Origin of the sequence: Pseudomonas sp. TYF_14 (genome assembly GCF_043105275.1) — a bacterium.
In the GTDB taxonomy this organism is placed as follows: Bacteria; Pseudomonadota; Gammaproteobacteria; order Pseudomonadales; family Pseudomonadaceae; genus Aquipseudomonas; species Aquipseudomonas alloputida.
Genome location: NZ_JBICLK010000061.1, coordinates 70,669 through 83,135 on the forward strand (window position 1 = coordinate 70,669; position 12,467 = coordinate 83,135).

Annotated in this window: 11 protein-coding genes; 9 read left to right on the top strand and 2 right to left on the bottom strand. The window is 63.7% G+C overall.

The annotated features are described in order from the left end of the window. Nucleotides 1-57 precede the first annotated feature (57 nt). The 9 genes from benC to ACF8O8_RS16545 all read left to right on the top strand — a co-directional run bounded on the left by benC (nt 58) and on the right by ACF8O8_RS16545 (nt 10,165). Nucleotides 58-1,068 carry a benzoate 1,2-dioxygenase electron transfer component BenC gene (gene benC, locus ACF8O8_RS16505; RefSeq protein WP_392510002.1) on the top strand — a complete coding sequence of 337 codons (1,011 nt, stop codon included), beginning with the start codon at nt 58-60 and terminating at the stop codon, nt 1,066-1,068. Nucleotides 1,069-1,202: 134 nt separating this feature from the next. Beyond that, nucleotides 1,203-1,964, top strand: coding sequence for a 1,6-dihydroxycyclohexa-2,4-diene-1-carboxylate dehydrogenase (locus ACF8O8_RS16510; protein ID WP_010954051.1), 762 nt, complete (start codon nt 1,203-1,205; stop codon nt 1,962-1,964). Nucleotides 1,965-2,021: 57 nt separating this feature from the next. Continuing rightward, on the top strand, nt 2,022-3,350 hold the full coding sequence (locus ACF8O8_RS16515) for an aromatic acid/H+ symport family MFS transporter (protein ID WP_064491966.1): 1,329 nt from the start codon (nt 2,022-2,024) through the stop codon (nt 3,348-3,350). Nucleotides 3,351-3,384: 34 nt separating this feature from the next. Next, complete coding sequence (gene catA / locus ACF8O8_RS16520) at nt 3,385-4,299, top strand: catechol 1,2-dioxygenase (protein ID WP_010954053.1); 915 nt, start codon at nt 3,385-3,387, stop codon at nt 4,297-4,299. A gap of 146 nt (nt 4,300-4,445) precedes the next feature. Continuing rightward, the gene (locus ACF8O8_RS16525; RefSeq protein ID WP_392510003.1) at nt 4,446-5,645 is read left to right on the top strand and encodes a benzoate/H(+) symporter BenE family transporter; all 1,200 of its coding nucleotides are present in this window, start codon (nt 4,446-4,448) and stop codon (nt 5,643-5,645) included. A 54-nt stretch (nt 5,646-5,699) separates the two neighbouring features. Continuing rightward, the gene (locus ACF8O8_RS16530) at nt 5,700-6,950 is read left to right on the top strand and encodes an OprD family porin (RefSeq protein WP_010954055.1); all 1,251 of its coding nucleotides are present in this window, start codon (nt 5,700-5,702) and stop codon (nt 6,948-6,950) included. A 74-nt stretch (nt 6,951-7,024) separates the two neighbouring features. Further along, nucleotides 7,025-8,104, top strand: a complete 1,080-nt coding sequence (locus tag ACF8O8_RS16535) for a metal-dependent hydrolase (protein ID WP_392510004.1) — start codon at nt 7,025-7,027, stop codon at nt 8,102-8,104. 68 nt (nt 8,105-8,172) lie between these two features. Beyond that, a complete protein-coding gene (locus tag ACF8O8_RS16540; RefSeq protein ID WP_010954057.1) occupies nt 8,173-9,084 on the top strand; it encodes a LysR family transcriptional regulator in 912 nt (303 codons plus the stop codon). A 100-nt stretch (nt 9,085-9,184) separates the two neighbouring features. Beyond that, nucleotides 9,185-10,165 (top strand): LLM class flavin-dependent oxidoreductase, encoded by a 981-nt coding sequence (locus ACF8O8_RS16545; protein ID WP_392510005.1) that lies wholly within the window; start codon nt 9,185-9,187, stop codon nt 10,163-10,165. Between the two features lie 42 nt (nt 10,166-10,207). Here the strand turns inward: ACF8O8_RS16545 and ACF8O8_RS16550 are convergent, their stop codons facing one another. Both ACF8O8_RS16550 and ACF8O8_RS16555 read right to left on the bottom strand, forming a co-directional pair. Then, nucleotides 10,208-11,305, bottom strand: coding sequence for an alkene reductase (locus tag ACF8O8_RS16550; protein WP_392510006.1), 1,098 nt, complete (start codon nt 11,303-11,305; stop codon nt 10,208-10,210). A 95-nt stretch (nt 11,306-11,400) separates the two neighbouring features. Continuing rightward, complete coding sequence (locus tag ACF8O8_RS16555) at nt 11,401-12,411, bottom strand: aldo/keto reductase (RefSeq protein ID WP_350297851.1); 1,011 nt, start codon at nt 12,409-12,411, stop codon at nt 11,401-11,403. Between the last annotated feature and the right edge of the window lie 56 nt (nt 12,412-12,467).

Genomic DNA, 12,467 nt, shown 5'->3' on the forward strand with positions numbered 1-12,467 from the left:
GCATTGCCCGGTGCGTCTTGTGACGCGCCGTGGCCTGGCTCGCCCGCGAGGTGCAACATGAGCTACCAGATCGCACTGAATTTCGAAGACGGGGTTACCCGTTTCATTGAGGCCACCGGTCAGGAAACCGTGGCCGACGCCGCTTACCGCCAAGGCATGAACATTCCGCTGGACTGCCGCGACGGCGCTTGCGGGACCTGCAAGTGCAAGGCTGAGTCCGGTCGTTATGACCTTGGCGACAACTTCATCGAAGACGCCTTGAGCGAAGACGAAATCGCCGAAGGTTACGTGCTGACGTGCCAGATGCGCGCCGAAAGCGACTGCGTCATCCGCATCCCGGCTTCGTCGCAGCTGTGCAAGACCGAGCAGGCCACTTTCGAGGCCGCCATCAGCGATGTGCGCCAACTGTCGGTCAGCACCATTGCCCTGTCGATCAAGGGTGAGGCCCTGAACCGTCTGGCCTTCCTCCCGGGGCAGTACGTCAACCTGAAGGTTCCGGGTAGCGAGCAGAGCCGGGCCTACTCGTTCAGCTCGCTGCAGAAGGACGGCGAAGTCAGCTTCCTGATCCGCAACGTACCGGGTGGGCTGATGAGCAGCTTCCTGACCAACCTTGCCAAAGCTGGCGACAGCCTGAGCCTGGCCGGGCCGTTGGGCAGCTTCTACCTGCGGCCGATCCAGCGCCCGCTGTTGCTGCTGGCCGGTGGTACCGGGCTGGCACCGTTCACCGCGATGCTGGAGAAGATCGCCGAGCAGGGCAGCGAGCACCCGCTGCACCTGATCTACGGCGTGACCAACGACTTTGACCTGGTCGAACTCGACCGCCTGCAAGCGCTGGCGGCACGCATCCCCAACTTCACCTACAGCGCCTGCGTCGCCAACCCGGACAGCCAGTACCCGCAGAAGGGCTATGTCACCCAGCACATCGAGCCACGCCACCTCAATGACGGCGATGTGGATGTGTACCTGTGCGGCCCGCCACCCATGGTGGAAGCGGTCAGCCAGTACGTGCGTGAGCAGGGCATTACCCCGGCCAACTTCTACTACGAGAAGTTTGCGGCTGCGGCCTGACGCTCCCTGATTCAAAGCAATACGCCGACCCTGTGGGAGCGGGCGAGCCCGCTCCCACAGTGATCGCGCAGCCTTTCAGGCTTTGAGCAAGAGAGTTGCTGCCACAGGGTCTCTCGCGAACTGGAGATTTACATATGAACAACAGATTCCAAGGCAAGGTTGCCCTGGTCACCGGTGCCGCCCAAGGCATCGGCCGGGGCGTGTGCTGGCGGCTGAAGGCTGAAGGCGCGCAAGTGGTGGCGGTAGACCGTTCCGAGCTGGTCCACGAACTGGCTGGCGAGGGCATGCTCACCCTCACCGCCGACCTGGAACAACACGCCGATTGCGCCCGGGTCATGGCCAGCGCGGTGGAAACCCATGGCCGCCTGGACATCCTGGTCAACAACGTGGGCGGCACCATCTGGGCCAAGCCCTTCGAGCACTACGAAGTCGAGCAGATCGAGGCCGAGGTGCGCCGCTCGCTGTTCCCCACCCTGTGGTGCTGCCACGCCGCGCTGCCGTACATGCTCGAACGTGGCAGTGGCGCCATCGTCAATGTCTCGTCCATCGCTACCCGCGGCGTCAACCGTGTGCCTTACGGCGCAGCCAAGGGTGGCGTCAACGCGCTCACTGCCTGCCTGGCCTTCGAAACCGCCGGCCGGGGCATCCGCGTCAACGCCACTGCGCCCGGCGGCACCGAAGCACCGCCCCGGCGCGTACCGCGCAACAGTGCAGAGCAAACCGAGCAGGAAAAGCGCTGGTACCAGCAGATCGTCGACCAGACCCTCGACAGCAGCCTGATGCACCGCTACGGCAGCATCGACGAGCAGGTGGGGGCCATTCTGTTCCTCGCGTCCGACGAAGCCTCGTACATCACCGGCGTGACCCTGCCGGTAGGGGGCGGCGACCTGGGCTGAACCGCAACCTCAAGGCAAAAGTTTTCTTCCACAACAAAAACAAGAGCGACAGATGCCATGCGAACCCTTGATGTACACCCGATCATCGACAATGCGCGCTTTACCCCGTTTCACTGGATGGTCATGGCCTGGTGCGGCCTGCTGCTGATTTTCGACGGCTATGACCTGTTCATCTACGGTGTGGTACTGCCGGTCATCATGAAAGAGTGGGGCCTGACCCCGTTGCAGGCTGGTGCACTGGGCAGCTATGCGCTGTTCGGCATGATGTTCGGCGCCCTGGCCTTCGGCAGCCTGGCCGACCGCATCGGGCGCAAGAAGGGCATTGCCATCTGTTTCGCCTTGTTCTCTGGGGCGACCATCCTCAATGGCTTTGCCAGCAGCCCGAGCGAGTTTGGCATCTACCGCTTCATCGCCGGCCTGGGCTGTGGCGGCCTGATGCCCAACGCCGTGGCACTGATGAACGAATACGCGCCCAAGCGCCTGCGCAGCACGCTGGTGGCGATCATGTTCAGTGGCTATTCGCTGGGCGGCATGCTGTCGGCAGGTGTCGGCATCTTCATGCTGCCGCGTTTTGGCTGGGAGTCGATGTTCTTCGCCGCAGCGGTGCCACTGCTGCTGTTACCGGTGATTCTCTACTACCTGCCTGAATCCATCGGCTTCCTGGTACGCCAAGGCCGTATCGAGGAAGCACGCACATTGCTCAAACGGCTGGACCCGGACTGCGATGTCCAGGCCGATGATGTGCTTCAGGCGGCCGACCGCAAAGGCAGCGGCGCTTCGGTGCTGGAACTGTTCCGCAATGGCCTGGCGATTCGCACCCTGGCGCTGTGGGTTGCGTTCTTCTGCTGCCTGCTGATGGTCTACGCCCTGAGCTCCTGGCTGCCAAAGCTGATGGCCAACGCCGGCTACAGCCTGGGCTCAAGCCTGTCATTCCTGCTGGCACTGAACTTTGGCGGCATGGCCGGGGCGATCCTCGGCGGCTGGCTGGGTGACCGCTACAACCTGGTCAAGGTGAAGGTGGCGTTCTTCATTGCCGCCGCACTGTCGATCAGCCTGCTGGGGGTAAACAGCCCGATGCCGGTGCTGTACCTGCTGATCTTCATTGCCGGCGCCACCACCATTGGTACACAGATTCTGCTGTACGCCGGCGCTGCACAGATGTACGGCCTGTCGGTGCGCTCTACCGGCCTGGGCTGGGCCTCGGGCATCGGCCGTAATGGCGCCATCGTCGGCCCGCTGCTGGGCGGTGCGCTGATGGGCATCAACCTGCCACTGCAACTCAATTTCATCGCCTTTGCCATCCCTGGCGCCATCGCTGCGCTGGCCATGGCCGTGCACCTGGCCAGTGGTCGGCGCCACGCCCAGACCCTGGCGGCGCAGGCCTGAACCGAACAGAACAGAACAAGACGAGGTAACCCCCATGACCGTGAACATTTCCCATACTGCCGAGGTACAGCAGTTCTTCGAGCAGGCCGCAGGCTTTTGTAATGCGGCCGGCAACCCACGCCTCAAACGCATCGTGCAGCGCCTGCTGCAGGATACCGCGCGGCTGATCGAAGACCTGGACATCAGCGAAGACGAGTTCTGGCACGCCGTCGATTACCTCAACCGCCTGGGCGGTCGCGGCGAAGCCGGGTTGCTGGTGGCGGGGCTGGGCATCGAACACTTCCTCGACCTGCTGCAGGATGCCAAGGACCAGGAGGCAGGGCGCGTTGGCGGCACCCCACGCACCATCGAAGGCCCGTTGTACGTGGCTGGCGCACCGATTGCCCAAGGTGAAGTGCGCATGGACGACGGCAGCGAGGAGGGCGTGGCCACGGTGATGTTCCTGGAAGGCCAGGTGCTGGACCCGCACGGACGCCCGCTGCCGGGTGCCACGGTCGACCTGTGGCATGCCAATACCCGTGGTACCTACTCGTTCTTCGACCAAAGCCAGTCGGCGTACAACCTGCGTCGGCGCATCGTTACCGATGCCCAGGGGCGCTACCGCGCGCGCTCCATCGTGCCATCGGGCTATGGCTGCGACCCGCAGGGGCCAACCCAGGAATGCCTGGACCTGCTGGGCCGTCATGGCCAGCGCCCGGCGCACGTGCACTTCTTTATCTCGGCCCCAGGGTACCGGCACCTGACCACGCAGATAAACCTGTCGGGGGACAAGTACCTGTGGGATGACTTTGCCTATGCCACACGGGATGGGCTGGTCGGGGAGGTGGTGTTCGTCGAAGGGCCGGATGGTCGGCATGCCGAGCTGAAGTTCGACTTCCAGTTGCAGCAGGCCCAGGGCGGTGCCGATGAGCAGCGCAGCGGGCGGCCGCGAGCTTTGCAGGAGGCCTGATCCACCGAGTGGGCTGTTTCGCGGGCATGCCCGCTCCCACAGGTGAAGCCTGTGCAGTCGTTGTTGGAGCGGGCATGCCCGCGAAGCAGCCAACACCCAAACAAGAGCCCGCCACAAAGGCCGGCCGCTGCCTTGCGAGAAGCTTCATGAAAACGCTGATCAAGGACTGCTCTGTGTCGGCCATCGTCGCCGGCAGCATTGCCACGACGATCTCCTACGCCGGCCCGTTGGTGATCATTTTCCACGCCGCCGAAGCGGCCGGCCTGTCGCACCAGCAGTTGTCATCCTGGGTCTGGGCCGTGTCCATGGGCAGTGCGTTGCTCGGTGCGCTGCTCAGCCTGCGCTACCGCGTGCCGGTAGTAATCGCCTGGTCCATCCCAGGGTCGGCCCTGTTGGTCACCGCCTTGCCGCAACTGGGCCTGGAGCAGGCCGTGGGCGCCTACCTGGTGGCCAACCTGGTCCTGCTGCTGATCGGCATCAGCGGGGCTTTCGACCGCATCATCGCGCGACTGCCGGGGTCTATCGCTGCCGGTATGCAGGCCGGGATCCTGTTCAGCTTTGGCATCGAGGTGTTCCGCGCCTTGCCGGTGCAACCGCTGCTGGTACTGGCGATGTTCGTCACCTACGTGCTGATGCGTCGGGTGCAGCCGCGCTATGCAGTGGCTGCGGTACTGGGCGTGGGCATGCTGGTGACCGTGGCCAGCGGTACGTTGCGCAGCGAGGCACTGGTGCTGGAACTGGCCTCACCCCAGTGGATCACCCCCCAGTTCAGCCTGTCGGCGGTATTCAGCCTGGCGCTGCCGATGGTGCTGGTGGCGCTGACCGGGCAATTCATGCCGGGTATGGCGGTACTGCGCAACGCTGGCTACCCCACGCCGGCCTGCCCGCTGATCAGCGCCAGTGCCCTGATCGGAGCGCTACTGGCGCCGTTCGGTTGCCACGGGCTGAACCTGGCGGCGGTTACCGCCAGCCTGTGCACCGGCCATGAAGCCCATGAAAACCCGCAACGGCGTTATGTGGCGGCGGTGGCTGGCAGTGTGTTGTACCTGCTACTGGGCATTGCCGGGGCCACCTTGATGTCGCTGTTCGCCGCCTTTCCCGCCGTACTGATCGCTGCCCTGGCCGGCTTGGCCCTGTATGGCGCCATCAGCGAAGCCCTGGTCCGCAGCCTGGCAGAACCGGCCGAGCGCGACGCCGGGCTGTTCACCTTCCTGGTCACCGCTTCGGGGGTGGCTTTCCTGGGCCTGTCGGCAGCGTTCTGGGGGTTGCTGTTCGGCCTGCTGGCGCACGCGCTGCTGAGGCTGCGCCAGCCACGTGCCCGGGAGGTGCTGCGCCGTACCCCATGAACTGCCGTGTTCCCAACGCTTTACCCATAAAAACAAGATCAAGAGAGCTTCGGAATGAACCACACCCCTTGCGTTGCCCTGGGCCTGACACTGCTCAGCCAGCCACTGCTGGCTGCCGAAGGCGGCTTCTTCGAGGACTCGAAGGCCACCCTGAGTGCCCGTAACTACTACTTCAGCCGCGATTTTTCCGACATTGTCGGGGCCAACAAACAGTCCAAGGCCGAGGAGTGGGCCCAGGGTTTCATCCTCGACTTCAAAAGTGGCTACACCCCAGGCCCGGTCGGCTTTGGCGTGGACGCCCTGGGCTTGCTGGGGATCAAGCTGGACAGCAGTCCAGACCGCACCAACACCGGCCTGTTGCCGGTGCATGGCGACGGCCGTGCTGCCGATGAGTACAGCCGCCTGGCGCCGACCTTCAAGGCTCGGTTATCAAAAACCGAACTGCGTGCAGGTGAACTGCAACCGAACCTGCCGGTGCTGACCTTCAGTGATATTCGCCTGTTGCCACCCACCTATCAGGGCGTGAGTTTGAGCTCGTCGGAAATCGACGGGCTGACTATGCAGGCCGGGCACTTGAAAAGCACCCACCTGCGTAACGAAGGTGGCGATGGCAAGATGAACGCGATGCTCGGCCATGTGCCGATGCGACAGGCCGAAAGCGACGCGTTCAACTATGTGGGTGGGGACTATGCGTTCAATGCCAACCAAAGCAGCGTCAGCCTTTGGTACGGTCAGCTGGAGGACATCTACCAACAAGGCTTTGTTGGCCTGAAGCACAGCAAACCCGTCGGCGACTGGGTACTCAGTGCCAACCTGGGTTATTTCACCGCGCGTGAGCAAGGCGATGCCCTGCTGGGCAACATCGACAACCAGGCGTTCTTCTCGCTGTTCACTGCCCGGCATGGCGGGCACAGCTTCCATGCCGGCTACCAGGGCATTTATGGCGATAGCCCGTTCCCACGGGTATTTGCCAACATCTCGCCGTTGGGCAACGAGGTGCCGACCTATGAGTTTGCCTACACCGACGAACGCTCGTACCAGGTACGTTACGACTACAACTTCGCCGCCATGGGCGTGCCGGGCCTGACAGCGACCGTGCGCTACATAACCGGTAACAATGTCGATACCGGGCTGGGTTACGAGGGGCGTGATCGAGAGCGTGATCTGGATATCGGCTATGCGGTGCAGAGCGGGGCACTGAAAGGGTTGGGGATACGGGTGAGGAACGCCATGGCGCGCTCCAACTACCGCAGTGATATCGACGAGAACCGCCTGACGCTGGTGTACACCTGGCAGCTGTTCTGAGCCATCCAGGAGAATTGCGCATCGGGGGTGTATGGGGGTAGCGTGCGGAAACGACTCTTTCAGGAATCCCCACCTTGGACTCCATCACCCAAGCCGTACTTGGCGCGGCGCTGCAAGGGACCGTGCTCGGGCGCATCCAGGGCCGACGCTCGCTGCTGTATGGTGCAGCACTGGGCACGCTGCCGGACCTGGATGTGATCATTCGCTATGCCGACCCGGTGTCGCAGATGACTTATCATCGCGGCTTCTCCCACTCGTTGTTCGTGCTCACCGGCCTGGCCTTGCTGTTGGCCTGGCTGGTCAACAGGCGCTGGCCCGGCAAGGGGTATACCTTGCCCAGGCTTTTTTTGGCGTTCTGGCTGGTATTGGTAACCCATCCGGTGCTCGACGCCTTCACGGTTTACGGCACGCAGTTGTTCTGGCCTTTGCACACCACCCCGGAAAGCTGGGCGGCGGTGTTCATTATCGACCCGGTCTACACCGTGCCGCTGCTGGCTGCGGTGGTCTTCACCCTCATGAAGGGCGTGACCCGCAGGGCTACCCGCCTGCTGACCATGGCCCTGGTGTTCAGTACCTGCTACCTGGGTTTCGGCCTGGCGGGGCGCATGGCTGCCGAACAGCGCTTCCAGTCGGCACTGGACCAGCAAGGTGTCGTCGTGAGCGAGGTACGTGCCGTGCCGATGGCATTCAACAGCCTGGTCTGGCGGGTGCTGGCCAAGACCCCGGATGGCGATTACTACGAAGGCATCAGCAGCGTGCTCGACCAGCAACCACCCGAAATGCAACGCTTGTCGCGCAACCTGGAACTGGCGCAAGCACTGAACGATGACCCGTTGCACCAGCGCTTGCGCTGGTTCACCGATGACTGGCTGCGTTATGACCAGATTGGCGACGCACTGGTGGTCACCGACCTGCGCATGGGGATCCCGGGGAATTACACCTTTCGCTTCAACATGGCTCAGCGCGATCATCAAGGGCAGTGGATCGTCGGTGTGCCTTCGGCGTGGCGAGGCAGCGGGCCTGGCTCGCTGTTCAACGCTCAAGAGCTGATGCTTATCTGGCGACGCATTGTCGACCAGCAGCCGCCATTGCCGCTGGCGAACTGGACAGATCGCTACCTTGGGCAAACGGAAGCTGCAAGGCAGCCCCACTAGATCAGGAACCTTGCATTGCCTGAAATTGCACCCATCTATGGCGGTTCGATCAGCGTCAGGAAAACACCATGGAACCCAACCGCTTCGGCGACATCGCCGCCTTCGTCAGCGCCGCGAAGGCCGGCAGCTTCACCGCTGCTGCTGCCAGCCTGGGCCTGACGCGTTCGGCGGTGGGCAAGAGCATCGCCCGCCTGGAAGCCCGCATGGCGGTGCGTCTGCTCAACCGCACTACGCGCAAGCTGAGCCTGACGGATGAAGGCCTGGTGGCGTTCGAGCGCTGGCGGCAGATTCTGGATGACCTGGACGAGGTCGAAAGCACCATGGCCCTGCGCCGGGGCAAGCCCACTGGCACCCTGCGCCTGACCGCGCCGTTGTCGCTCGGGCAGCGCCATGTCCTGCCGGTCCTCGACCAGTACCTCAAGCAATGGCCCGAACTGCGGGCGGATATCCGCTTCACCGACCGTTTCGTTGATCTGGTCGAAGAGGGCGTGGACGTCGCCGTGCGCATCGGTGCCCCCAAGGAAGATTCGCAATTGCTGACGCGCACCGTCGCCTGGCAGCAGTTCGTGACCTGTGCATCGCCTGCGTACCTGGAAAAGCGTGGTGTACCGCAGATTCCCGGCGACCTCTATGGCCACGACAAGATCACCTTCCTGGCGGGCGAGAAGGCCATGCCCTGGCGCTTTCACACAGAAGCGGGGCTGCACCTGTGCGAAGATCCCGGGCGGCTGAACATCGACAGTTCCGAGGCCATGCTTGACGGCGCCCGGGCCGGTTTCGGCCTGATTCACCTGCCTACCTATATCACCGGTGACGACCTGCGCGCTGGCAATCTGGTGGAAGTACTGCACGCCTACCGCCCCCCGGCAGACCCCATTCGCATCGTCTACCCAAGCAAGCGCCACCTGTCCCCTCGGGTACGCGGCTTCATCGACTTGTTGGTGGCCACCTGGGAGCCAGGCGTGCCTTGGGAATACTGATTGGGGAATGCCAGGCCCCTATGCCGGGCCTGAAATTGGGTTTATCGCTGGCGGCGCAGCATGGAAACTGGCAGCCACTGATAATCCCTCTGGAGACCCCATGACTGCACTGTCCGTACTGGATCTGGTCATGATCGGCGAAGGCAAGACCTTCGCCGACGCGATCGAAGAATCCCGCCAGCTGGCGCGGCATGTCGAGCAACAGCACTACGGCCGCTACTGGATCGCCGAGCACCATGACATGCCGGGCATTGGCTCGGCTGCCACTTCGCTGGTGATCAACGAAATCGCCAACGCCACCCGACACATTCGTGTTGGGGCTGGCGGCATCATGCTGCCCAACCATGCGCCGTTGGTGGTGGCCGAACAGTTTGGCACCCTCGATACATTGCACCCAGGTCGTATCGACCTGGGCCTGGGCCGTGCGCCAGGCACGTCCGGGCCGACCGTTCGGGCATTGCGCGGCGCCGCGCCAGAGCGGGATTTCGGCCAGGACATCGCCGAGCTGCGTGATTACCTGGCCGACAACGGCAAACGCCGGGTGCGCGGCGTACCGGGTGCGCACGATGTGCCGGTGTGGATCCTCGGTTCCAGCCTGTTCGGTGCTGACCTGGCGGCGAAGCTGGGCCTGCCTTATGCCTTCGCCTCGCACTTTGCCCCGCGTTACCTGCTGCAGGCCATTGCCCATTACCGCGCCAACTTCCAGCCTTCCGCGCAACTGGCCAAACCCTATGTGATGGTTGGCATGAACCTGTTCGCCGCTGCCAGCGATGCTGAGGCGGACTACCTGGCCAGCTCCCACCGCAAGTGGATGCTGGACCTGCATGTCGGGCGCTTTGGCTTGCTGCCCAAGCCGCAAGAGGGTTACCTCGAACGCTTGCCGGACCACGAGCGCGCCGTGCTCGATCAGGTGATGGCCTGCACCGTAGCCGGAGGGCCCGAACGGGTGAGGGAAGGGCTGCGCTCGCTGATCAAGCAGACCGGGGCGGACGAGCTGATGATCGACTGCCGCATCCATGACCCGCTGGCGCGGCAGCGGTCACATGCCTATGCCGCGCAGGCGCTGGCTGAACTGGGCTGACACGACAAAAAACGGGCGCCTGCAAGAGCGCCCGTTTTTGCATCAAGCCTGCTTCAGGAACGGATAATCCGTATACCCTTCAGGCCCATTGGCGTAATCGAACTTCGCCCGGTGCTCATTCAGCGGCGCTTGCAGCCGCAGACGCTCCACCAGGTCAGGGTTGGCAATGTAGGCGCGCCCGAACGCCACGGCATCGATCAAACCCCGCCCGATGAGGTCTTCGCCTTTCTCGGCGGTATAGGCACCGGCCGCGATGATCACCCCGGGGTAGGCGGCGCGAATGGCCTGGCGGAACTCGTCACGCAGTGGCTTGCCACCGGCCCAGTCCGGCTCGGACAGGTGCAGGTAGGCGAGGTTGCGCTTGGCCAGTTCGCGGATCAGGTACAGGCCGGCGGCCTCCTGGTCTTCGCCATTGTCCACACCATTGAAACCACCCAACGGGAACACGCGAATACCGACCCGGTCGGCGCTCCAGTTGGCAATGGCCGCATCCACCGCCTCCAGCACAATGCGCGCACGGTTTTCAACGCTGCCGCCGTAGCGGTCTTCGCGCTGGTTGGCACTGGGGGTGAGGAACTGGTGCAGCAGGTAACCGTGGGCGGCGTGCAACTCGATGAAGTCGAAGCCGGCTTCACAGGCATTGATCGCGGCCTGGCCAAAGTCGGCGACGATGCCAGCGATCTCCGCTTCGCTGAGCGCCCGGGGGGCGGAGGTTTCCACGCGTGTCAGGTTGCCTTGCGCGTCACGCAGGGTGGTGCGTGCATCTGCCGGCAGTGCCGAAGGGGCCACGGGTGCCTTGCCGCCAGGTTGCAGGGAGGTATGCGACACACGCCCGGTGTGCCACACCTGCACGGCGCTGTGGCCGCCCTCGGCATGGATGCCTTCGTTGATGTGCTTCCAGGCAGCGATCTGTTCGGCGCTGTGAATGCCGGGCGAGCCCGAATAGCCCTTGGCCTGGAAGGAGATTTGTGTGGCTTCAGTGATGATCAGGCCAGCACTGGCACGCTGACGGTAGTACTCGGCCATCAGCGCGGTGGGTACATCACCCGGCTCCAGGCTGCGCAGGCGGGTGAGGGGGGCCATGAATACGCGGTTGGACAGGGTGAGTGGGCCGATTTGCAGCGGTTGCAAGAGTTTCATTGCAGCTCCAGAGGTGGAAAACCAATGGTGCGCACGATACCGGGGTGATTGGGGAAAGGGGGGACCGGGAGCCCGGCTCAGGGCTCCCCAATGCGTCAGCTGCGTGCCAGCCGCCCACTCACATAATGCGCGACGTCATTGAAGCCCGGCGTGGACGCATGCCCTGGCGTTACCAACGAATCGATGAATGCCTCATCCTCCGCGGTAATCTTCACCGCCAATGCGCCGCCATAGGTATCCCACTGCTCCTCGGTCCGCGGCCCGACAATCGCGGAACTGACCCATTGGTTATTCAACACCCAGGCAATGGCGAATTCGACAATGCCCACCCCCTTGGCCTCTGCATACGTCTGAATCTGCCGGGCAATGGTCAGCGACTCCTGGCGCCACTCCACTTCCATGATGCGTTTGTCCTGCCGCCCTGCTCGGCTACCGGCTTCCGGCACCGCGCCCGGCGCATACTTGCCACTGAGCACGCCCCGGGCCAGCGGGCTGAAGGGTACGACGCCCAGACCATGGGCGGCGGCGGCCGTGAGCTGTTCGGGCTCGGCCTGGCGGTTGACGATGTTGTACAGCGGCTGGCTGACTATCGGCCTGGGCACACCGAGGCGCTCGGCAACATGGCAGACCTCGGCAATGCGCCAACCACGGAAATTGGACACCCCCCAGTAGCGGATCTTGCCCTGGCGCAACAAGTCGCCAATGGCCTGCACGGTCTCTTCCAGCGGTACCTTGTGGTCTTCGCGGTGCAGGTAGTAGATGTCCAGGTAGTCCATGCCCATGCGGGTCAGCGTGGCATCCACGGCATTGAAGATGTGCTTGCGCGACAACCCGCTGCGGTTAGGCAGGCCGTCGGCCGGGCCGAAGCCGACCTTGCTGGCGACGATCCAGTCATGGCGATGGCGCGCCACGGCTTCACCGACGATTTCTTCCGAGCGCCCGGCGTTGTACACGTCGGCGGTGTCGATGAAGTTGATGCCTTGGTCCCAGGCCTTGTCGATGATGCGCAGGGCATCCTCGGTACTGGTCTGCTCGCCGAACATCATGCTGCCCAGGGTAAGGGCGGAAACCTGCAGGCCACTGTGGCCGAGGGGGCGGTAGATCATGCGCGTGGGTCCTTATGCAGTCGGCTGACCTACCTGTTTTACACACAACCGGGAAG

What these genes read in the sequence shown, in the direction of transcription:
- benC (WP_392510002.1), top strand. Translation starts at nt 58, where the DNA reads ATGAGCTACCAGATCGCACTGAATTTCGAAGACGGGGTTACCCGTTTC.
- ACF8O8_RS16510 (WP_010954051.1), top strand. Translation starts at nt 1,203, where the DNA reads ATGAACAACAGATTCCAAGGCAAGGTTGCCCTGGTCACCGGTGCCGCC.
- ACF8O8_RS16515 (WP_064491966.1), top strand. Translation starts at nt 2,022, where the DNA reads ATGCGAACCCTTGATGTACACCCGATCATCGACAATGCGCGCTTTACC.
- catA (WP_010954053.1), top strand. Translation starts at nt 3,385, where the DNA reads ATGACCGTGAACATTTCCCATACTGCCGAGGTACAGCAGTTCTTCGAG.
- ACF8O8_RS16525 (WP_392510003.1), top strand. Translation starts at nt 4,446, where the DNA reads ATGAAAACGCTGATCAAGGACTGCTCTGTGTCGGCCATCGTCGCCGGC.
- ACF8O8_RS16530 (WP_010954055.1), top strand. Translation starts at nt 5,700, where the DNA reads ATGAACCACACCCCTTGCGTTGCCCTGGGCCTGACACTGCTCAGCCAG.
- ACF8O8_RS16540 (WP_010954057.1), top strand. Translation starts at nt 8,173, where the DNA reads ATGGAACCCAACCGCTTCGGCGACATCGCCGCCTTCGTCAGCGCCGCG.
- ACF8O8_RS16545 (WP_392510005.1), top strand. Translation starts at nt 9,185, where the DNA reads ATGACTGCACTGTCCGTACTGGATCTGGTCATGATCGGCGAAGGCAAG.
- ACF8O8_RS16550 (WP_392510006.1), bottom strand. Translation starts at nt 11,305, where the DNA reads ATGAAACTCTTGCAACCGCTGCAAATCGGCCCACTCACCCTGTCCAAC.
- ACF8O8_RS16555 (WP_350297851.1), bottom strand. Translation starts at nt 12,411, where the DNA reads ATGATCTACCGCCCCCTCGGCCACAGTGGCCTGCAGGTTTCCGCCCTT.